The organism is Nocardia sp. JW2, assembly GCF_051843015.1.
GTDB classification, from domain to species: Bacteria; Actinomycetota; Actinomycetes; order Mycobacteriales; family Mycobacteriaceae; genus Nocardia; species Nocardia coubleae.
Genome location: NZ_JBPXLK010000003.1, coordinates 219,022 through 240,809 on the forward strand (window position 1 = coordinate 219,022; position 21,788 = coordinate 240,809).

Annotated in this window: 17 protein-coding genes; 7 read left to right on the plus strand and 10 right to left on the minus strand. The window is 69.2% G+C overall.

Annotated elements, in window-relative coordinates; all coding sequences use genetic code 11:
• Positions 1-78 precede the first annotated feature (78 nt).
• Positions 79-2,049 (plus strand): glycoside hydrolase family 15 protein, encoded by a 1,971-nt coding sequence (locus ACSVDM_RS06370; RefSeq protein WP_439263538.1) that lies wholly within the window; start codon positions 79-81, stop codon positions 2,047-2,049.
• Here ACSVDM_RS06370 and ACSVDM_RS06375 read toward each other — a convergent pair.
• Both ACSVDM_RS06375 and ACSVDM_RS06380 read right to left on the minus strand, forming a co-directional pair.
• Complete coding sequence (locus ACSVDM_RS06375) at positions 2,043-3,845, minus strand: hypothetical protein (protein WP_439263540.1); 1,803 nt, start codon at positions 3,843-3,845, stop codon at positions 2,043-2,045. The two genes, ACSVDM_RS06370 and ACSVDM_RS06375, sit on opposite strands and share 7 nt — an antisense overlap.
• A gap of 45 nt (positions 3,846-3,890) precedes the next feature.
• A complete protein-coding gene (locus ACSVDM_RS06380) occupies positions 3,891-6,320 on the minus strand; it encodes a hypothetical protein (protein ID WP_439263542.1) in 2,430 nt (809 codons plus the stop codon).
• 278 nt (positions 6,321-6,598) lie between these two features.
• Here ACSVDM_RS06380 and ACSVDM_RS06385 point away from each other — a divergent pair, with 278 nt between their 5' ends.
• Genes ACSVDM_RS06385 through ACSVDM_RS06395 form a run of 3 tightly spaced genes read left to right on the plus strand, consistent with a single transcriptional unit; the run spans position 6,599 to position 8,999 of the window.
• Entirely contained in the window at positions 6,599-6,973 is a 375-nt protein-coding gene (locus ACSVDM_RS06385; protein ID WP_439263544.1) for a hypothetical protein, read from the plus strand.
• 35 nt (positions 6,974-7,008) lie between these two features.
• Positions 7,009-7,701: a response regulator transcription factor gene (locus tag ACSVDM_RS06390; RefSeq protein WP_439263546.1), complete on the plus strand. Its 693-nt coding sequence runs from the start codon at positions 7,009-7,011 to the stop codon at positions 7,699-7,701.
• A complete protein-coding gene (locus tag ACSVDM_RS06395) occupies positions 7,698-8,999 on the plus strand; it encodes a sensor histidine kinase (protein WP_439263548.1) in 1,302 nt (433 codons plus the stop codon). The genes ACSVDM_RS06390 and ACSVDM_RS06395 overlap by 4 nt, the downstream gene beginning before the upstream one ends.
• A gap of 1 nt (position 9,000) precedes the next feature.
• On the opposite strand, the gene lepA is transcribed toward ACSVDM_RS06395, so the two are convergent.
• Positions 9,001-10,884 carry a translation elongation factor 4 gene (gene lepA, locus ACSVDM_RS06400; RefSeq protein WP_067642339.1) on the minus strand — a complete coding sequence of 628 codons (1,884 nt, stop codon included), beginning with the start codon at positions 10,882-10,884 and terminating at the stop codon, positions 9,001-9,003.
• A gap of 70 nt (positions 10,885-10,954) precedes the next feature.
• Here lepA and ACSVDM_RS06405 point away from each other — a divergent pair, with 70 nt between their 5' ends.
• Positions 10,955-11,509, plus strand: a complete 555-nt coding sequence (locus ACSVDM_RS06405; protein ID WP_439263550.1) for a type II toxin-antitoxin system PemK/MazF family toxin — start codon at positions 10,955-10,957, stop codon at positions 11,507-11,509.
• Between the two features lie 52 nt (positions 11,510-11,561).
• Here ACSVDM_RS06405 and ACSVDM_RS06410 read toward each other — a convergent pair whose 3' ends face one another.
• The 4 genes from ACSVDM_RS06410 to ACSVDM_RS06425 form a co-directional block, all read right to left on the minus strand.
• The gene (locus ACSVDM_RS06410; protein WP_181698353.1) at positions 11,562-12,338 is read right to left on the minus strand and encodes an aquaporin; all 777 of its coding nucleotides are present in this window, start codon (positions 12,336-12,338) and stop codon (positions 11,562-11,564) included.
• 65 nt (positions 12,339-12,403) lie between these two features.
• Positions 12,404-13,234 carry a transglutaminase family protein gene (locus tag ACSVDM_RS06415; protein ID WP_439263755.1) on the minus strand — a complete coding sequence of 277 codons (831 nt, stop codon included), beginning with the start codon at positions 13,232-13,234 and terminating at the stop codon, positions 12,404-12,406.
• Between the two features lie 8 nt (positions 13,235-13,242).
• Positions 13,243-14,220, minus strand: coding sequence for an alpha-E domain-containing protein (locus ACSVDM_RS06420; RefSeq protein WP_439263552.1), 978 nt, complete (start codon positions 14,218-14,220; stop codon positions 13,243-13,245).
• Between the two features lie 4 nt (positions 14,221-14,224).
• Entirely contained in the window at positions 14,225-15,754 is a 1,530-nt protein-coding gene (locus ACSVDM_RS06425; protein WP_439263756.1) for a circularly permuted type 2 ATP-grasp protein, read from the minus strand.
• Positions 15,755-16,151: 397 nt separating this feature from the next.
• Between ACSVDM_RS06425 and rpsT the strand changes: the two genes are divergently transcribed.
• Positions 16,152-16,412 carry a 30S ribosomal protein S20 gene (gene rpsT, locus ACSVDM_RS06430; RefSeq protein ID WP_067486282.1) on the plus strand — a complete coding sequence of 87 codons (261 nt, stop codon included), beginning with the start codon at positions 16,152-16,154 and terminating at the stop codon, positions 16,410-16,412.
• A 92-nt stretch (positions 16,413-16,504) separates the two neighbouring features.
• On the plus strand, positions 16,505-16,750 hold the full coding sequence (locus ACSVDM_RS06435; protein WP_439263555.1) for a hypothetical protein: 246 nt from the start codon (positions 16,505-16,507) through the stop codon (positions 16,748-16,750).
• 3 nt (positions 16,751-16,753) lie between these two features.
• Here the strand turns inward: ACSVDM_RS06435 and holA are convergent, their stop codons facing one another.
• From holA to ACSVDM_RS06450, 3 genes are all read right to left on the minus strand, one after another.
• A complete protein-coding gene (holA, locus tag ACSVDM_RS06440; protein WP_439263557.1) occupies positions 16,754-17,722 on the minus strand; it encodes a DNA polymerase III subunit delta in 969 nt (322 codons plus the stop codon).
• Positions 17,685-20,423 carry a ComEC/Rec2 family competence protein gene (locus ACSVDM_RS06445; RefSeq protein ID WP_439263559.1) on the minus strand — a complete coding sequence of 913 codons (2,739 nt, stop codon included), beginning with the start codon at positions 20,421-20,423 and terminating at the stop codon, positions 17,685-17,687. Before ACSVDM_RS06445 ends, holA begins: the two co-directional genes overlap by 38 nt.
• A 199-nt stretch (positions 20,424-20,622) precedes the next feature.
• Positions 20,623-21,630, minus strand: a complete 1,008-nt coding sequence (locus ACSVDM_RS06450; RefSeq protein ID WP_439263561.1) for a helix-hairpin-helix domain-containing protein — start codon at positions 21,628-21,630, stop codon at positions 20,623-20,625.
• Positions 21,631-21,788: the final 158 nt, after the last annotated feature.

Sequence of the window (21,788 nt, forward strand, 5' to 3'; positions counted from 1 at the left end):
TCGTCGTGAACACCCCTCACGACCGGGCGGTTTATCCGGTGCGGTGGACGCGGGCCGACATCGCACAGATCATGGGGTATGCCCTCTTCTCACGAAGACAGCCTGCCGATTCTGACGCCGGTGCTCTCGAGTGGTCGACGAGGCGCCTTCCCACCGATCGACGACTACGCCTTTCTGTCCGACTGTGAGACCAACTGCCTGATCGCCAGCAGCGGCTCGGTGGAGTGGATGTGTGTGCCGCGGCCGGACTCGCCGAGCGTGTTCGGCGCCGTCCTCGATCGGGCGGCCGGCCATTTCCGGATCGGCCCGTACGGCGTGCACGTGCCCGCCGCGCGGCGTTATCTGCCGGGCGGGATGATCCTGGAGACGACCTGGCAGACCGAGACCGGCTGGATGATCGTGCGCGACGCGCTGGTCTTGGGCCCGTGGCACAACACCACCTCCCGCTCGCGCAGCTTCCGCCGTACCCCCATGGACTGGGACGCCGAGCACATCCTGCTGCGGACGGTGAAGTGTGTGAGCGGCACGGTGGAACTGGAGATGAGCTGCGAGCCGTCGTTCGACTACCACCGCGACGGTGCGCGCTGGGAGTACACCGGCAAGGTGTACGAGCAGGCCACCGCGTCGTGCGCCGCCGACGACTCCTGCCCGAGCCTGACACTCACCACCGATCTGCGGCTCGGGTTGGAGGGCCGCGAGGCGCGGGCGCGGACCAGGCTGAGCGAGGGCGACAACAGATTCGTCGCGCTCACCTGGTCGGAACTGCCCGCGCCCGCCACCTTCGACGAGGCGGCCGACAAGATGTGGACCACGGCCGAATGCTGGCGGCGCTGGATCACCCTCGGCGATTTCCCCGACCACCCGTGGCGCAACTATCTGCAGCGCAGCGCCCTCACCCTCAAGGGTCTCACCTACGCCCCGACCGGCGCCCTGCTCGCCGCGCCGACCACATCGCTACCGGAAACCCCTGGTGGCGAACGCAATTGGGACTACCGCTACACCTGGGTGCGGGACTCCAGTTTCGCGCTGTGGGGCTTGTACACCCTCGGTCTCGACCACGAGGCCGACGACTTCTTCAACTTCCTCAACGACGTGACCACCGGAGACAACGGCGACGCCGTCCCTCTGCAGGTGCTCTACGGTATCGGCGGCGAACGCCACCTCACCGAGGAAACGTTGCCCGAGCTGTCGGGCTACGACTACTCCCAGCCGGTCCGGATCGGCAACGCCGCCTACGACCAGGACCAGCACGACATCTGGGGCACCATGCTCGACGCGGTGTACCTGCACATGAAATCGCGCCAGCAGGTGCCGGATTCGTTGTGGCCCATGCTCGAACGCACGGTGAACGCGGCGATCGACCACTGGCGTGAACCCGATCGCGGCATCTGGGAGGTACGCGGCGAACCGCAGCACTTCACCGCGTCGAAGGTGATGTGCTGGGTGGCGCTCGACCGTGGCGCCCGGCTGGCACAGCTGCACGGCAAGCACACCCACGCGACGCGCTGGTTCGAGATCGCCGAGGAGATCCGCGAGGACGTCCTGGCCAACGGTGTCGATGCCGACGGGGTGTTCACCCAGACCTATGGCGGCACCACCCTCGACGCCTCGCTGCTGCTGATCGTGCTCACCCGGTTCCTGCCCGCCGACGACCCGCGCGTGCGGGCCACGGTGCTCGCCATCGCCGACCGGCTCACCGTGTCCGGGCTTGTCCTGCGCTACGACACCGACACCACCGACGACGGGTTGTCCGGCGAGGAGGGCACTTTCACGATCTGCTCGTTCTGGCTGGTGTCGGCGCTGGTGGAGATCGGCGAGCTCGAACGCGCCACCCACCTGTGCGAACGGCTGCTCGGGCTGGCGAGTCCGCTACGGCTCTACGCCGAGGAGATCGATCCGCGCACGGGCAGGCACCTGGGCAACTACCCGCAGGCGTTCACCCACCTGGCTCTCATCAATGCGGTGACCCATGTGATCCGGGCCGAGGACTCGCGTCAGGCCGGTCAGTTCCAGCCCGCCCACGCCCCGGTACACCAGTCGAGTCAGTAGGCGAGTTTCTCGGCCCGTGCGCGCAGCGCGGCCACCGTGCGCAGTCCGGCGTCGATCTCGGTGAGGCGCAGCTCGCGGTGGTCGCCGTAGCGCAGCCCGGTCTCCTCGGCGGCGCGCAGTGCCTCCTCGGCGGTGCGCGACACCTCGGCGGCGATCTCGGTGTAGTGGTCGCGCAGCACCCGCTGCAGCGTGCGCAGCCGGTTGCGGGACTCCTTGCCCACCTGGAAGATCACGTCGTCGGCGAGCCGGGCGACGGCCACCTTGGCCTCGGCCTGTCTGCGCTGTTTGCGGTTTCGCCGGTCGTCCCACAGTGCGTTAACACCGAGCAGCACGCCCGCGCCCGCCGAGTACCAGTTCACCAGCGACATACCGAGCAGGCTGGTGGCGAGACCCACCATCAGGATGCCGCCGTAGGAGCCGCGCAGGGCCGACAGGAACTGCTGTCCCACACCGGCTTTGGCGCTCTCCAACGGTTCCAGCGGTTGCACCGGTTCGAGCACCTCGCCCGGATTGGTGAGGCGCAGTTCCGGCAGCGGCGGGGTGCGGTTGTCGGGTGGGAACTTCGCGGCCACCTGCTCGGACAGCTCGACGGCACGGTAGTGCGCCATCACGAAGTTCTCCTCGACCGCCTCACAGATCCGCGCGTCGAGTTCGGTGGCGAAATCGGCCCACTTGCGAGCGGGGTCGATCCGCGAGATCTCGGCCTCGGCCTCCCGGACCAGGCTGCGCAGCCGGTGGCGCAGGTCGTGTTCGATATCGGCGCCCAGTTCGGCGCTGCCGTCGACCAGGGTGACCTGCCAGGTGGCGGTGCGCTGACGCAGCTGATCGGCCTCGGTGCGGGCGGCGGCCAGCCGCTGCGTGATCTCGGCGCGGCGGCGCGGATCGCGCAGGGTGTCGGCCTCGGCGCGCAGGGTGACGGTGAGCTGGTCGGTGACCAGCGCGATATCGCGCACCGCCGCGGTCACCGCGACCGAATCGGCGCGGGCGACCACGAATTCGCGTAGATGATCGATGAGCTGGGGCACCCCGGACTCGATATCGCGCTGCGGGTCACGGGTCTCGCCCGCCTGGCGGTGCAACACCGCCGACACGGGGGCGACAGCGAAGTTCAGGCCCGCTTCGTCGAGCAGGACCCGGTTGCGGCGCTGGGTGAGCGACCAGTGCGGGTTGCGGTCGATCTTGGTGAGCACACACACCACCGATGGGCAGACCCGTTCGACGCGGCGCAGGTAGTCCAGCTGAGCCGGGGTGAGTTCGGCGGCCGAGTCGGTGGCGTAGAGGACCACGTCGGCGGCGGCGATCATCGACCAGGCCGCTTTGTCGTGGGTGGTCGCGCCCGGTGCGTCCATCACCACGAGGCCGTCGGCGAGCAGGGGGCTCGGCTCGGCGAATTCGGCGCGCACGACGCCGAGCGAGATCAGCGCCGGGCCGGGGTCGAGCGGGTCCACCGGCACGCGCTCGATCCGGCCGCGTGGGTCCGACTTCACCAGCGTCGCGGTCGGTGTCCGGCCGTATTCGACGATCACCGGCACGCTCGGCTTGCCGTCGGTGGCGCTGACCGGGGTGCCGACCATGCTGTTGACCAGGGTGCTCATCCCGGCGCCCGGCTCGCCGACGACGACCATGCGCACCCGGGGATCGGTGAGCCGTGCCCGCACCATGCCGAGGCGGGCATCGAGGTCGTCGCGCCCGCCGGAGCGGACCAGGTCCCGCAATTCGTCGACGAGCGAGACCACCGGTGCCATCGCGTCCGGGTGCTTTACCGTCGCGGTCTGCAGTCCGGTCGCGGCAGACAACCTGTTCCTCACTCTCGTTGCATGGGCCCGGTCCTCGTTCTGGGACTAGACGAAGTCGTACCCAGCGTGCGCGGTGGGAAACGCCGACGACAAGTCGGCGGCACCGACACCCGGCTCGAACAGACCGGCCGAGGCGCCATAGTAGCCGCCGTCGTGCTGATCGAACTCGGCGGCGATGGGCTTGGTCTCGATGACCGGCGGTTTCACCGGTGCGACGGTCGGCGCCACCGTGGCGGGCGGGGTGACCACCGCGGGCGGGTCGACGTCGACGGTCGGTTGCTTGGTCGGCGCGGTCGGCTGCTGTGAGGGTACGGTCGCCGTCGGCACCGACGCGGTCGGGCCGGTGGGGTCGGCGGGCGTATCGACGCTGGGGGTGCTCGGCGTCGTCGCGCCCGTACCGGGGCCGGTGGTGAGGTCGTCGTCGGGGTAGGTCGGCGTCACCGGGACGGTGACTCCGGTGGTCGGCACGGTGACCGTCGGCACCGTCACGTCGGGACGTGTTGTCGGGACGGTCACGGTCGGCACCTCGGGCAGCTTCACCGTCGAGGGCGTGCTGAGGTCGACGGTCGTCGGCGTCGACGGCGGGGTGACGGTGGGCAGGGTTGTCGGCGTGCTGGTCGAAGGCTCGGGAACCACAACGGGTTTGGTGACCGGTGCCGGAGCGAGCAGGCCCGGCACAGCCGCCGCGGGCGCGGTGAGCGGGGACGCGCCCGCCGGACCACCGAGCACATTGGCGATGGGGGTGGTCGCCGCGTCGGGCTGGATGGTGGTCTGCAGGGGTGTGCTGACCACCGGGCTCGGTGCGATCGGCGCGGCGACGACCGGAACCGGAGCCGGGACCGGGGCGACGGGTGCCGGAGCGGGTGCCGCGGCGATCGGCGCGGGTGCGATGGCGGCGGGGGCCGGAGCGATCGGCGCCGGGGCCACCGGTGCGGGGGCGACGGGCGCCATGGCGGTGGGCGCGGGCACACCGGTTACCGGCGCTACGCCGCCCGGGGCCGCATGGCCGGGGGCCGGCGCGGACTGACCCGGCACGACCGCGCCTTGCGTCGGTCCGGTCTGACCCGGTCCGGTGTGACCGGGCGCGGTGGCGCCGGGCATGGCCGACCCGCCGGGGCCGGGCGCGGTGGCGCCGGGCACGGCCGATCCGCCGGGGCCGGGTGTGACGGAATCGGTCTGACCGGGCGCGCCTGGCGCGGGCTGGCCGGGTGCGCTCTGTCCGGGTGCGAGGGGCGCACCGGTCGAGCCGGGAACAGTCGCTGCGGGCAGGTCGGCACCCGTCGCGGATCCTGGGAGACCAGGGCTCGCCGCAGGGGCCTCGGAGCCGGGCAGCGCCGGACCCGTCGATCCACCGGGTACGTCCGAGCCAGGCAGTGCCGAACCGGGCAGCGCCGGGCCGGTCGGGGCGCCGGGTACCCCATTCGCCGCACCGTCGAGCGGTGCGGTCTCGCCGGGGATGCGAATTCCGTCGCCGAGCCACTGGCTGTAGTCGTCGAGCGCGTCGCCGACATTGCCGACCTGCACGTCGACCTTCATCTGGGAGGTGAACCACACACCGTCGAGCCCGGCGTGCATGTCGATCTGCCAGTCGGAGGTCACCATCGCACCGAAGCCGTCGAACAGGTCACCGATTCCGTCGAAGGCGCCGCCGGGGTTCGCGACCTGGTGTGCCCCGTCGGAGCCGGGCAGGCCACCGAAGCCGGGCAGGCCGTGGTCGTAGCCGGGGATCCCACCGCCGAAGCCGGGGGCGCCACCATCGTATCCGGGGATACCCGCACCGGGCAGACCGTCGTAACCGGGGATGCCGATGCCGCCACCGGGGATGCCGTCGTAACCGGGGATACCACCGGGGATGCCGTCGTATCCCGGGATCCCGATGCCGGGAATGCCGTCGAGTTCGGGGAATCCGGCGCCCGGCTGCCCGGCGCCCGGCTGCCCGGCGCCGGGCTGGCCGGCGCTCGGCTTGTCGGTGCCCGGGATGCCGAAGCCGCTGTCGCCGTAGCCCGGTTTGGGCCCGTAGGAGGGGATGCCGATGCCGTTCGACGAATCGTCGTCGTCGGTGCCGGGAATCCGCATGCCCTGGTCGCCGTCGGAACCCGGAATCTCGGGGCGCCAACCGCTTTCGCGTGGCTGCGAGGTCAGCGTGACATCGCCGTCCATGGGGCGCTGCGTACCGAAGGGGCTGTAGGGCAACGGGTTCGGCGCCGGTTCCGCGGGCAGGTCGGGGAAGGTGAGGACCGGGCTCGGTGCGTCGGGCTCCGGGTCGCTCGGCACCTGCGACGACCAGCCGGCGTAGCGGCTGTCGGCATTGCTGCTGCCCTGTTCCGGGCTCGTCCCGTTGGCGGCGACCAACGCGCCACCGGTGACGTACGCGCCCGCCCGCGCCACTCGAGCAACACCGTTGGCCACCAGGTAGGCCGTGTCGGTGCCGTCGGCGCGCGCGTCATCGTCGTCGAAAGGCAGTTCCCGCGTCATTCTTGCTCCACCACTCGCATCGCTGACTCTCCCCACCCACGAACGAGGCGAAGTGAAGATCATCCAACACTAATTGCCCGGATCTGTACTGTCATTTCCACCAGGACGACCGGTCCCACCTTATGGCGAGCAACGCCTTTCGGCGAGCCGTCGGAACCAGGGGGGCGCAGATCCCAAGAGAACTCTAACGATCGCTCAACGAAGCGTGAAGATCGCCTGCCTAGCGTCGGTTTCGCCGACCGAGACGAGTCGGCGACCACACAGTCAGGAGACCGATCATGACCACTTCCTCCCTGCGCCGCCGCATCGGCGTCGTCACCGCGACCGTCGGCGGCGTGGCGCTGCTCACCGCGACCCTCAGCGGCGCCGCGCTCGCCGACCCCGGCGCCCCCGACCGCGAACACGTCCGGATCATCTGTACCGCTCCCGGTGGCGACCTGCCCGTGCCGCCCGAACCCCCGCACGAACCGCGCATCGACCTCGAGCGTTTCCCCGCACATCCCGGTCACGACCGCACGATCCACATCGGCCCGGGCGCACCCGGCGAGCTTCCCGAGGGCGTCGAGTGTGTGCGGATCGCACCGGGCGGGGAGCGGACCGTCATCGAGCTGCCCGACGGCGCACGCCCCGCGCGTCCGGCTTTCCCGCGCTGACCTGCTGTGACAATCGATCGCACTAGGGTGAGCAGATGACCGGACAGCAGATCTTGGTCGTCGACGACGAGGTCCGCGTGCTCGCGTCGCTGCGGCGCGGGCTGGAACTGTCGGGGTTCGAGGTGCTCACCGCGAGCGACGGCGCCGCTGCCCTCACCCTGGTGCGCTCGGCCGCACTCGACGCGATGGTGCTCGATGTGAACATGCCCGAGCTCGACGGCGTGGGCGTGGTCACGGCGTTGCGGGCGTTGGGCAACGACATCCCCATCTGCGTGCTCAGCGCCCGCAGCGCGGTGACCGACCGCATCGCCGCCCTGGAAAAGGGTGCCGACGACTACCTCACCAAACCATTCGACCTCGGCGAACTCGTGGCCCGGCTGCGGGCGTTGCTGCGGCGCAGGCCGGTCACCGGCGGGTCCAACGGCGAGACGATCCGGGTCGGTGCGGTGGAGATCGACCTGGCCGGGCACCGGGTGCACGCGGCCGGACGGCCGGTCGACCTGACCAAACGCGAGTTCGAACTGCTGGCGATGCTGGCCCGCAATGCGGGCATCGTGCTGGGTCGAGAACAGATCCTGTCCACCGTGTGGGGCTACGACTTCAGTACCGACACGAATGTGGTTGATGTGTTCGTGTCGTATCTACGCCGGAAATTGGAGGCAGACGGGGTGGAGCGAGTGGTGCACACCGTGCGCGGGGTCGGGTTCGTCATGCGGGAGCAGCCGTGAGAACGCGCTCGTGGTCGTTGCGTACCCGGGTCGCGGTGGTGTCGGCGGTGGTCGCCGCGGTCGTCGCGGTGACCCTCGGGCTCACCTACGCGGCACTGTTGAAAGCGGCGGGTGCTCGTCAGCTCGACGAGACGGTGTCGACGATGCGGGTGATCGTCGCCCATCCCGCCCATCGAATCCCTTCCGCACCACCGGTTCCGCCCGAGCCTGCGACTCCCTTCGAAACGTCACCTGTACCCGCACCGGACGAGGTCGCACCGGACGGCTCGGCCGGTCCGCCGCCCGACGGTCGACCGCTCACTCGCCCCGCGCCGCCGGATGTCGGGCTGGCGCTCGTGCAGGGCGCGCCGGGCATGGTGGTGCGGCTGAATCCCGACCGCGACCTGATCGACGCCGCCATCACCCGCAGCCAGCTGATCGGGCTCGGCATCGGCGTGGGCGGAGTGCTCGTCGCGGCCGGATTGGGTTGGGTGCTGGCCGGTTTCGCGGCCCGGCCGCTGCGCAGGCTCGCCTCGGCCACACACGAGATCGATACCCTCGACCGCCTGCCGCCGTTGCCGGGGCGCGGGGTGAGAGAGGCCGAGGAACTGTCCGACGCCATCAACCGCATGCTCGAACGCCTGGAAACCGCCCACGGACAAACCAATCAGGCCCTGGCGAGCGCCCGCGATTTCGCCGCCGTCTGCGCGCACGAACTGCGCACCCCGCTCACCGCCATGCGCACCGACCTGCAGGTGCTCGCCGGTACCGAACTGCCCGCCGAGCAGCGCGGCACCGTCCTGGCCGACGTGCTCGCGGCCGAACGCCAGATCGAGCACACCCTCACCGATCTCGAGCGCCTGGCCGTCGGCGAACTCACCGACCGCGCCGCGTTCGAACCGTTCGAACTGTGCGAAACCCTCGACCGCGCGGTGCAGAACGCGCGCCGCGCCCACCCCGGCACCGAGATCACGCTCACCGCCTGCGATCCGGTCCCGATGACAGGGCTGCCCGGCGGGATCATGCTGATCGTGACGAACGCCGTCGCCAACGCGGTACACCACGGGCAGGCGAGCGTGGTGCGGGTCCGGGCGGAGCAAGGCTCGATCACCATCGACGACAACGGCACCGGCATCCCGGAGCACCTGGGCGCCAACGCTTTCGACCGCTTCGTCAAACGTCCCGGTTCACCCGGATCGGGACTCGGACTGGCGCTGGTTCGTCAACAGGCCGAATTACACGGCGGTACAGCCGAATTGAGCGGCAGCCCGCTCGGCGGCACACGCCTCACCGTGCGTGTGCCCACCGAACCCGGCTGAGTTACTTGCCCTTCGGCTTGTCCGAGGCCGCGTCCGAGGACAGCGCGGCCACGAAGGCCTCCTGCGGCACGTCGACCCGGCCGATGGTCTTCATACGCTTCTTGCCTTCCTTCTGCTTCTCGAGCAGCTTGCGCTTACGGCTGATGTCACCGCCGTAGCACTTGGCGAGCACGTCCTTGCGGATGGCGCGGATGTTCTCGCGCGCGATGATCTTCGAGCCGATCGCCGCCTGGATGGGCACCTCGAACTGCTGACGCGGGATGAGTTCGCGCAGCTTGGTCGTCATCTTGTTGCCGTAGGGCTGGGCCGCGTCCTTGTGCACGATGGCGCTGAACGCGTCGACGGCCTCACCCTGCAACAGGATGTCGACCTTCACCAGCGCGGCTTCCTGCTCGCCCGCCTCTTCGTAATCGAGGCTGGCGTAGCCGCGCGTGCGCGACTTCAGCGAATCGAAGAAGTCGAAGATGATCTCGGCCATCGGCAGCGTGTACCGCATCTCGACGCGGGTCTCGGAGAGGTAGTCCATGCCGAGCAGCTCGCCGCGGCGCGACTGGCACAGCTCCATGATCGAGCCGATGAACTCGCTCGGCGCGATCACGGTGCACTTGGTGACCGGCTCGAACGCCTGGCGCACCTTGCCCTCCGGCCAGAACGAGGGGTTGGTGACGATGTGTTCCTTGCCGTCTTCCATGACCACGCGGTAGATCACGTTGGGCGCGGTGGAGATGAGATCGAGGCCGAACTCGCGCTCCAGGCGTTCACGGGTGATCTCCATGTGCAGCAGACCGAGGAAGCCGCAGCGGAAGCCGAAACCGAGCGCCACCGAGGTTTCCGGCACGTAGGTGAGCGCGGCGTCGTTGAGCTGGAGCTTGTCCAGGGCGTCGCGCAGGTTCGGGTAGTCCGAACCGTCCACCGGGTAGAGGCCGGAGTAGACCATCGGCTGGGGTTCGCGGTACCCGGTGAGGGCCTGCGTCGCGCCGTCGCGGGCGCTGGTGATGGTGTCACCGACCTTGGACTGACGAACGTCCTTCACGCCGGTGATGAGGTATCCCACCTCACCGACGCCCAGGCCCTGGGTGGGCTTGGGTTCGGGCGAGACGATGCCGATCTCGAGCAGCTCGTGGGTCGCGCCGGTCGACATCATCTTGATCTTCTGGCGCGGGGTCAGCTTGCCGTCGACCACACGGATGTAGGTGACCACGCCGCGGTAGGTGTCGTAGACGGAGTCGAAGATCATGGCGCGGGCAGGCGCGTCGGCGTCGCCGACCGGCGGCGGGACCAGCCGGACCGCCTCGTCGAGCAGCGCGGGCACACCGACACCGGTCTTGCCGGAGACCCGGAGCACGTCGTCGGGTTCACACCCGACGATGTGGGCGATCTCGGCGGCGTAGCGGTCCGGGTCGGCGGCGGGCAGGTCGATCTTGTTCAGGACCGGGATGATGGTGAGGTCCTTGTCCATCGCCAGATAGAGATTGGCGAGGGTCTGTGCCTCGATCCCCTGCGCGGCGTCGACCAGCAGGATCGCACCCTCACAGGCCTCCAGCGCGCGCGACACCTCGTAGGTGAAGTCGACGTGGCCCGGGGTGTCGATCAGGTGCAGCACGTAGTCGGTGCCGTCGACCTGCCACGGCAGCCGGACGTTCTGCGCCTTGATGGTGATCCCGCGCTCGCGCTCGATGTCCATCCGGTCCAGGTACTGGGCGCGCATCGCCCGCTCCTCGACCACACCGGTCAGCTGCAACATCCGATCGGCCAGGGTCGACTTGCCGTGGTCGATGTGGGCGATGATGCAGAAGTTCCTGATCCGCGACGGATCGGTGAACGTCGTATCGGCAAAGCTGGAAGCCACTCCACTCCTCGAGGGGTATCGGCGAACTGGGTCCATCGTCCCATGACCACACGCGCGGCTCTGTCACCGGTGCACCGGAGCCGGGTCAGTCGTTATATTTCCAAGCATGGCCAGCAGTTGGAACACTCTCGGCAAGCAGCTCGGCGTGATCGCCAAGGAGCAGGGGCCGAAGATCGTGCGCAAGCAGGGACCTCGGCTGCTCGAGAAGCTGGCGGGTGCGTTGGGCGGCACCAAGCCCGGCCCCGTCGTGCCGGTGCGCCCGACCGCCTCCACCCCCGTGCCGACCGCGCATCGGGCCCGCCAGATCGTCTACTGCCCGCAATTGGACGGGCGCGCCGATCCGGGTGAGGTGGTGTGGACCTGGGTGCCGTTCGAGGAGGACCCGACCAACGGCAAGGACCGCCCGGTCCTGGTGGTCGGTCGCGACCGCAAGACGCTGCTCGGGCTGATGCTGTCGTCGAAACCCGAACGCGCGCACGACCGCAACTGGGTGGGCATCGGCTCGGGTCCCTGGGACCACGCGGGCCGGGCGAGCTGGGTGCGGCTGGACCGGGTGCTCGATGTGCCAGAGGACGGCATCCGGCGCGAAGGCGCGATCGTCGAACGTAAGACCTTCGACTTGGTCGCGCACCGGCTGGTCGCCGAATACAGCTGGAGCTGACGCGACGACCCCCGATCCGGACACACCGGATCGGGGGTCGTGAAAGCCCGGCTCAGCTCAGTACATCCCGGGAACGGCCGAAGATCATGCCGTACACCAACGCCCCGAGCACGCCACCGATCAGCGGGAACACGAAGAACGCCCACACCTGACCCATCGCGCCGTCCTGGTACGGAGCGACCGCGAGGCTGCGCGCCGGGTTGACCGAGGTGTTGTCGACCGGGATCGAGATCAGGTGGATCACGGCGAGCGTGAAACCGATCGACATACCGGCCAGTGGCACATCCGAGAGGCGGTCGGTCGAAGCGAGCACGACGAAGACCAGCACCGCGGTGAGCATCACCTCGATGATGATCATGGCCGCCATGCCGTACCCGTTCTGCACCACGACCTCGCCGAGCGGGCCGGTGGCCGCAGACGGACTGTGCTTGCCCCAGCCGTTGGCACCGAGGCCGTCGACCGGGCGGTCGTAGCTCGGCAGGTTCTTGGCCACCGCGAACAGCACCAATCCGGCCAGGAGGCCACCGATGAGCTGGGCGACCCAGTAGCCGACCGCCGAGACCACCGTGACCCGCCCGAGTAACAGCTGGCCGAGCGTGACCGCGGGGTTGACGTGGCAGCCCGAGATCGGCCCGATGGAGTACACGAGGAACAGCAGGGTGAGACCGAAGGCCAGCGCCACACCGAGCGCACCCACCCGATCACCGGCGATCACCGCGGTGCCGACACCGCCCATGACGAGCAGGAACGTGCCGAGCGCTTCCGCCGCCCATTTCTTGGGCTCGGGGATGACTTCGGGTTCACTGAGTTCTTGTGCTGTGAGCGACATCTGCGACCACCTCTCCGGGAGAATGATCCCCGCGACGAGCGGGGTCCGCACGAGCGTTTCGGACATTACGCCAGGCGAGTGACCTCTACAACGACCGCGAGGTCTGTCGAGCCGCCGCCGGAGAACACCCCTTTCAGTGGCGGTACATCCGCGTAGTCCCGCCCGACACCCACCGACACGTGCTGCTCGTTGACCGCCAGATTGTTGGTCGGGTCGTAACCCCACCACTGTCCCGTCCAGGCCTCCACCCAGGCGTGCGACTCCCCCGCCACCGCCTCCCCGATCGGCGCGGCCGGGTTCGGATGCAGATATCCCGACACATAGCGGCTGGGAATTCCCATGGCACGCAACAACACCAGTGTCAGGTGCGCGAAGTCCTGGCACACGCCGCGCCGTTCGGCGAAGGCCTGCGGGGCCGAGGTGTGCACCGAGGTGGTGCCCGCGCTGTAGTCCATTTCCCGGTGCACCCATTCGGCCGCCCGGATCACCGCTTCGGCGGGCGTCACACCGTGCGCCAGCTGTTTGGCCACGGCGTCGAGGGGCTCGTCGCGGGGCACGTAGGCGGTGGGACCGAGCATTTCGTCGAACCGGTCGACGGTGCGTTCGCCACGCAACTCGTCCCAGGTCAGTTCCGTCGCCGGTTCGGTGAACGGTTCGGTTTCCACCACCGACGACCCGCTCACCTCCAGTTCGGTGTGCGGGGCGTGCAGATCGAACGCGGTGACGGCCGTTCCCCAATAGTCGGTGTAGCGGTAGGACCGGGTGGCGGGCACGGTTTCGACCCGGTTGAGGATCACGTTCTGCCTGCTGTCCGCCCTCGGGGTGAGTCTTGCCTCGTTGAACGAGCGCGTCACCGGCGCGTCGTAGAGGTATCCGGTGGTGTGCACCACCCGCATCCGCCAGCTCACAGCTCCCCCTCCACGGTCACGGTGGCGTCGGTGCCGCGCCGCACATCGGTCCACGCCACCCACGGTGCGGCGTGGAAGTACTGCCGCGACACGGCTTCCCCGACATCGCGACACGCCTTCTGCAAGGCGAGCAACCGGGTCTGCAGGTTTTCCAGCAGCACGCCGGGCGGCAGGAACTCCAGTTCGCTGCGCGCCCGGCCGAGGACGCGTTGCGCTTCGTGGCGGGCACCGACGCGGCTGCCCGGCCGCTGATCCAGCTCGGTCAGACAGGCCTCGGCAACCAGCAACGCATGGAACACCGAACGCGGGAAAAGCCGGTCGAGCAGGATGAATTCGGCCACCCGTGCCGCGTCGAGCGCGCCACGGTGGGTGCGTAGGTAGGTGTCGTGGGCGCCCGCCGAGCGCAGCACCGTCACCCAGGCGGGTGAGGAGGTGCGATCACCGGCCCGGGACAGCAGCAAGCGGACCATCATGTCGATGCGCTCGATGGAACGGCCGAGCAGCAGGAAGCGGTACCCGTCGTCGCGGCTCAGCGTCGAGTCGGTCAGACCCGTGAACATCGCCGCGCGGTCCTTGACATAGGCGAAGAATTCATGCGGACCCAGCCCACGGGCGGCCTGCTCGGCGGCCGCCAGCCCGTTGTAGGTGGTGTTGAGGCACTCCCACATCTCGCTGGAGGTGACTTCCCGTGCACCACGGGCGTTTTCGCGCGCCTTCGCGATGGACTCGCTGATGGACACGCCGTGCTCGTGGCTGAACGCGACCAGATCGGTGACCGACCAGACGTCCAGGCGCAAACCGCCGGGCGGTTCGATGCCCAGCACCTCGAGCAGTACCCGCGACGTGCGGTCGGCGTCGACGGTGGCGTCCTCGAGGAGTTGGTGCACGGCCACGTCGAGAATGCGGGCGGTGTCGTCGGCGCGCTCGACGTAGCGGCCGATCCAGTACAGGGATTCGGCATTGCGGGCGAGCATGTGGTCAACCCCCGATCAGCCGCTGGGTCTGTTGTTGCTGCTGCTGTTGCTGATGAGCCTGGGAGGTGGTGAGGTCGCGGCCCTGCTCGAACGGATCGGCGCGGAGCGGATCACTCACCAGCTGCGGGCCGGCCAGCTCGCTGTCGTCGGAGCGGCCTGCCAGCACCCAGGTGTCCTTGCTGCCCCCGCCTTGGCTCGAGTTCACCACCAGCGACCCTTCGGGCAGCGCGACGCGGGTGAGGCCGCCGGGCAGCACCCAGATGCTGTCGCCGTCGTTCACCGCGAACGGGCGTAGGTCGACGTGCCGTGGGACCAGGTCGTCGCCGATCTTGGTCGGCACCGTCGAGAGCTGCACCACCGGTTGCGCGATCCAGCCCCTCGGATCCGCGCAGACCTTGCGGCGGACGGCATCGAGTTCGGCGCGGTCGGCATCGGGGCCGATCACGATGCCGTAGCCGCCCGAGCCCTCCACCGGTTTGACCACCAGTTCGTCGAGCCGGTCGAGCACCTCCGCGCGTTCGTCGTCGAGCCAGCAGCGGAAGGTGTCGACATTGGGCAGGATCGGTTTCTCGCGCAGGTAGTACTCGATGATCGCCGGGACGTAGGTGTAGACGAGTTTGTCGTCGCCCACGCCGTTGCCGACGGCACTGGAGATCACCACATTGCCCGCGCGGGCGGCGTTGAGCACACCGGCGACGCCGAGCACCGAGTCCGGGCGGAAGTGCATCGGGTCGAGGTAGATGTCGTCGATGCGGCGGTAGATCACGTCGACCTGCCGTTCCCCCTCGGTGGTCCGCAGGTAGACGACATTGTCGCGGCAGAACAGGTCACGACCCTCGACCAGCTCCACCCCCATCTGCCTGGCCAGCAGCGAATGCTCGAAATACGCCGCGTTGTGCACCCCGGGTGTGAGGACGACCACCGTCGGGTCGGCCTCGTTGGGTGCCGCCGAGGCACGCAATGCCCGCAGCAGGTGCGCCGGATAGTCGCCGACCGCGCGAACCAGATGTGAGGAGAACAGGTCGGGGAAGACGCGCGCCATGGTCCGCCGGTTCTCCATCACATAGGAGACCCCCGACGGCGAGCGCAGATTGTCCTCGAGCACCCGGAAATCGCCGTGTTCGTCACGCACCAGGTCGATGCCCGACACATGGATGCGCACACCGTTGGGCGGCACGATGCCCGCGGCCTCGCGGTGGAAGTGCGCACAGGAGGTGACCAGGCGCTTCGGGATCACCCCGTCGCGCAGGATGTTCTGCTCGCCGTACACGTCGGCCAGGAACAGCTCGAGGGCGCGGACCCGCTGGGTGATGCCCCGCTCCAGATGCGCCCACTCGGCCGCGGCGATCACGCGCGGCACCAGGTCGAGGGGGAAGGGGCGTTCCTTTCCCGACAGCGAGAAGGTGATGCCCTGGTCGATGAACGCGCGATCCAGGGCGGCGGAGCGTTTGGCCAGATCGTGGACGTCATTGGCGGCCATCGCGGAATGAATGCCGCGATAGGGCGCGCGGACCTTGCCGGTGGCGTCGAACATCTCGTCGAAGGCGTCGGCGAAGCGGCCGGGGCCGTAGCCGTGGAACAAACCGGTGTGTGCGACCGCCGGATGACCGTTCGTGCTCACCAACGCCGGTGAGGCGGATCGTGCCGTACCCGGCGTTGTGGTGGAGGTCATGGGAGAAAACTGTCCACTACCCGGTGACAACGCCGTGTGAGCCACACGTAAATTTCTCGCATCACCTGAAACGGGTGAACTCGCCGTCCGCACCGATGTGGACGGGCGGGGTCGATTTCGCCGGGCGGTGCCGAGCTGGTAACCTCGATCTTCGGCGCGGTGTTACCCGTAGTTCAGCACCATCTGCTGCATCGTGGGCGCGCGCCCGACGAGCTTTCAAGACATACCACCCAGCGACAGGAAACCAGAGGATACAGGCGTGGCCAACATCAAGTCCCAGATGAAGCGGATCCGTACCAACGAGGAAGCGCGCAAGCGCAACCAGTCGGTCAAGTCCGCGCTGCGCACCGCGATCCGCAACTTCCGCGAAGCCGCCGCCAGCGGTGACAAGGAAAAGGCTGCCGAGCAGCTGCAGTTCGCGAGCCGCAAGCTCGACAAGGCTGCCTCCAAGGGCGTCATCCACGCCAACCAGGCCGCCAACAAGAAGTCCGCGCTCGCGCTGGCTCTGAACAAGATCTGATCTGCCCGGGTCGCTAGTACCCGGTTCGCAAGACGCAGCCGCCGTGGCCTCGATGACCACGGCGGCTTTTGTCGTCGGCTACCATTCCGCGCATGTTGACGGTGTACGCGAATCAGACGGTGGTACGAGGCGACGACCTGGCCGAGGTGATCCGCGCGGCGGAGATCCTCGGGCTCGGTCTCAAGATCGAGAACGTGATGGTGCCCGACGAGGACGGCGGCTACAGCGTCGGCTGGGTCGTCACCCGTGAGGACGAGATCCCGCTCTACGAGGAGTGGGAGGGCCGGTACGAGGACCTCGAAGAAGACGAGGAAGCCCTCGCCGTCATCGGCGACTGACCCTCAGCCGGTGGCACGCAGGTCGAGGATGCGCGCGAGCGCGTGCTCCACGGCGAAGGTGGCATCGGCGGCGCCGCCCTTGACGTCGGCGTTGAGGGCGGCAACCACCTGCAGGGCGGTGCCGATCGAGGCCGGGTTCCAGCCACGCGCCTGCGCTTGGGCCTTCTTCACCTTCCACGGCGGCATACCGAGCTGCTGAGCCAGTTTGAACGGGTCGCCGCGGCCGGCCGATCCCACCTTGGCGATGGTGTGGACCGAGTCGGCCAGCGCGTCGGCCAGCAACACGTGCGGCACGCCCCGGTCGGTTGCCCAGCGCAGCGCCTCCATGGCGGCGGACCGGTCGCCGGCGACAGCGAGTTCGGCGACATCGAATCCGGTCACCTCGGCACGGCCCGAGTAGTACCGGCGCACGGCGTTCACATCGATCTTGCCGCCGGTGTCGGACACCAGCTGCGAACAGGCCGCGGCCAGTTCACGCAGCTCGAATCCGACGCATTCGATCAGCACCTGTACCGCTTCGGCACCGACCTTCACACCTGCGGCCCGGAACTCGTTGCGCACGAATTCGACCCGCTCCGCCGGTTTGGTGAGCTTGGCGCATTCGTGCACCACGGCGCCCTGCTTCTGCAGCGCCGGGACCAGTGCCTTGGCGCGGCCGCCTCCGGAGTGCAGCACCATCAGGACCACGCCGGGCGGCGGGTCGGCGGCCGCGTCGGTGATCACCGCCACCGCGTCCTTGCCCGCCTCGGCCGCCGATTCGAGCACGATCACGCGGTCTTCGGCGAACAGCGAGGGGCTGAGCAGTTCGGCCAGCTCGGCGGTGCTGGCGTCACCGGCGCGCATCCTGTCCACCGGTACCGAATCCGGGTCGGGCGCCCCCGCCCGTACCTCGCTCATCACCCGCGCGACAGCGCGCTCGACCAGCAGCTCCTCGTCACCGAGAACCAGATGCACCGCAGGGAGTTCGCTCACGAGGCGATCCTACGTAGGGGGACCGACGGGATCGGCGAGGGCCGCGAAACCGCGGCTCGTCCGCCGCGCACAGGTGCGGTAGCGCTGTGTCGGCGCCTTCCTGTAGCGCCTCACGCATGGGATCACGTCGTCCTCGGCATCGCAGTGCTCGACGTGAACGAGGTGTCGGTGGCGGTAGTCGGCGGGACTTGACCATTCGTTGTTCTGTCGCACTCCCGAGCACGATGACATCGCCGTCGAGGTCGGTTCGGGCGATTGTCGCGCCCAGGGCGGTGAGCACCCCGATCACATCCGGATGTGGATGACCGAAGGTGTTGTCGGTGCCGGAGCTGATCAATGCCAGGCGCGGCCGGACCGCGCGCAGGAATTCCGCGGTGGTCGTCCGCGAACCGTGGTGTGGAACTTTGAGCACGTCGGCTCTGATGTCGTTGCCGCGCATCATCTTCCGCTGAGACTCGTCCTCGATGTCGCCTGTCAGCAGAACTGTCCCGAGTGCCGTGCGCGCCCGCACCACCAGCGACCGATCATTGGCATCATCTAGTTCCAGCGAACCGGGGGCCCGCTCCCCCGGCGCGAGAACGTCGAGTTCTGTCGCCCCGAATCGCAACACGTGTCCCTGATGCAGCTCGATCAGCGGAATCCCCGCGCCCTCGGCAAGATCCACGACCCTGCGCACTCCGTCGCCTGAATGGTCATGAGTGCCAACGCTCTCCGTTGTGGTCGTCTCAGTCGACGCAGACCGGACGCAGGCTGTCGGCAGTCTCGAAGTAACTCTCGGCAGCGTCTCCGCAGGCCTCGGCTGCGATCCAAGGGTTGGCGTGGGGCAGGTGGGTCGGCGGGTTTCGCCGGGGGCGGTGGCTATGGCGTCTACTGTGCGGCCGTGGAGGGCACCCGCGAGGCCGTCGATGTGGTCCGCGTGCGGGTGGGTGAGGACGAGGAGGGGGACCCGGGCGACCCGGAGGCGGTCGAGGCAGCGGCGGATGGGGCGGGGGTCGGGGCCGACGTCGACGACTACGGCGGCACCGGGGGCGACAGCGAGGGCGAGGGCGTCTCCCTGGCCCACATCACACATGGCGAGGACCCAGCCGGCAGGCGGCCACCCGGGGTGCCAGAGCCGGACGGGGACCAGGACGACCGCGATACCGAGGCAGACAACGGCAAGGATTCGACGGGTCCGCGACCAGCGCAATGCCGCCACCAGGACGACCATGAGAGCGGCCGCGATCAGGCCCGCCGCAGTGCCCGACTGCACCGTGACGGCGGCGCCAGGAAGGGCGGCGGCATATTCGGCGACCCCGAGCAACCACCACAGTGGCGGGCGCGCACACCACAGCACCCACACGGCCGCGTCCACCCACAGGCACGCGACTACGGCACCGACCGCTCCGATCACCGTGATCACTCCGACCACGGGTGCGACGAGGGCATTGGCGGCGACGGCTACCAGACTCACCCGCCCGGACAGGGCGACCATCAGCGGCAGTGTCACGACGAAGGCCGCCGCCGACACCGCGAGAATCTCGGCGGGTACACGCCACCACCCGCGCTCGCGCAACCAGTCCGCCCAGCTCGGTGCGAGCAGGATCAGCCCGGCGGTGGCGAGCACCGACAGCGCGAATCCCGCGCTCACCGCCAATTCCGGTGCGACGGCGAGCAATCCGATCACCGCACCGCACAGGGCGGGTAGTGCCTGTTTGCGTCGACCGGTCAGCAGGGCCAAGACCGTCACCGAACCCATCGCGGCCGCGCGCAACACACTGGGATCCGGCCGGGCGAGGATCACGAACACCACCACTGCCCCCGCGGCGGTCGCTGCCCTGGTTCTTGGTCCGGCGGTGAGGATACGGCTCAAGCCGAGCAGAGCGGTCAACAAGATTGTGAAATTGGCTCCGCTGACTACGCACAAGTGCTGCAAGCCGGCTATTTCGAAGGCATCTCTGACCTCAGTCGACAGGGCGGCGGTGTCGCCGACGACCAGTGCAGGCAGCAGACCCGCCGCATCGGCCGGGAGGGCGCGCGCGGCCGCCTCGGCCAGGTCGGCGCGTACGCCCGTCGCGAGTCGTTGCCACCAGGGCGGAGCACCGATGCGTTCCGGCTCGGTGCTCGCCCGCAACGTGGCAACGGTGAGGTCGGCCCGCAACGGTTCGCTCACCGTTCCCCGGAACCGAACCACCTGTCCCGGCGCGAGTTCCGCCCACTCCTCCCCGGCGGCGAGAACCACCAGCGCGCCACCGGCGTGTATGCGGTGCGCACCGTTGCCGAACTCGCGCAGTCCTGCCCGGAGGATCCATCGCCGTTCACCGCCGAACGAGCCTGCCCGAATCTGTTTGGCGTCGTCCGAGATCTCCGCTACCACCGTCACGTTTCGCCCGACCGATTCGCGCAACGGATGCACCTGTACGTGATGTTCCCGCCATGCGGCCGCCGCCCCGAATCCGGCGCCGAGCAGCATCGTCGCTGTCCCCACCACAGCGACGACCCGCCACCGTTCCCGGCGATGCGCCATCGCCCACAACAAGCCGACCCACGCGCCGATCGCTCCCAGCACCGCCAGAACGGCCAGCACCACCCCCGCTCGCCAGCCGAGGGTCAGGGCGATGAGCGTGGCCGCCCAGCATCCGAGTGCGGCGGGCACCAGCCGCATATCGAGGACCGGGGGCTCCTCCTGGTCCTCGTCGGCCGCCGTGTTCTCCGGTGTCACCGAGGGACGACGACTCGACCCCGGCGATCTGGACGACGACCTGCCGACCGACGCGGAACTGGTTGCCAACGGCCGGTCGACAGCTCGACTCGACATCTCCGCTCTCGCCCTGTCTGCCCCGATCCTCATCGACCCGCCGCACCGGCGGCCTGCACAACCTGATCACGCAGGCCGGTGCCGATCGCGTCTCGCACACGGGTCATGTCGTGACCAGATCGCGCAGGCGAGCCAGTCGGGCCGGACCGATACCGTTCACCTCACCGAGTTGCGCCACATCGGTGAACGGCCCATTGGTCGTCCGCCACGTGATGATCGCCTTCGCGGTGACCGGTCCGACGCCGGGCAGCGCATCGAGTTCGGCCTCCGTCGCCGAATTGAGGTCGACTCGCGAATTGCCGCCGGCCGCACCGGAGCCGGGACCCGCGATCGCCCCCGCGGAGCTCGAACCCGGTGGCCCACCGGCGGCACTGATCATCGCGCTGCCCTGCGCGGGTTGATCCGCCTGGGGCCCGGCGGCACCGACAACCACCTGATCGCCATCGGAGAGCCGCTGGGCGAGGTTCAGTCCCGCGAGGTCGGCACCCTCGCGGGCACCGCCCGCCATCTCGATAGCGTCGGCGACGCGTGCCCCGCCGGGCAGACGATGCAGTCCGGCACGCTGCACCAAACCCACCACGCTGACGACGAGTTCCCCACTCCCGCCCCCGGGTCCGGCTCCCGGATCATCGGTTGCCGCACCGCTGGCCGCCGCTACCACAGCGGTCTGTTCAGCGCGCGGAGTAATGTGCTCGGCGCGCAGTGCCGGCACCGGTGGCACCGCCTGCGATACCGGGCGATCGCGCATCACCATCACCCCGGTAAGCACCACCGCGACCAGGCCGATGATCCCGAGCGCCAGCGCACCGCGCCGTCCCGGATCAATTCGAGCCTGACGAAAACGTTCCGGCACCAACCGGTTCCGGCCGCGCCGGCCTTCCTCGTCCAGCCAGCCGGGCGTCCCCACCTCGCCCGGCACCCCGTCCGCGGGAGCCAGCTCGTCGTCGTCCCAGTGACCGGTACGCGGCGGATCGGCGACGCCGCCCCGCCGGTAGCCGAGGGGCTCGTCGTCCGCCTCCCACCGAGCCGTCGTATGTGGTCGTGGTTTGTCCTGCACCGCGAGCCCACCCAACCGCTGCCGAACTCGCTCGTGCTCTTCGTGTCGTGGCATGGCGGCGACGCTAGCCCTCGGATCTCCTCGAAACCCGCCGCCCACCTGGGCTTTCAACGGGCCTGTGGATAACTCGCACCCTGTGGACAACTCTCGGTCAGCGGCGCTTTCCCACCGACCACCGGCGGTGCTCGCCGAATACCGTGCGCTCATGGCCG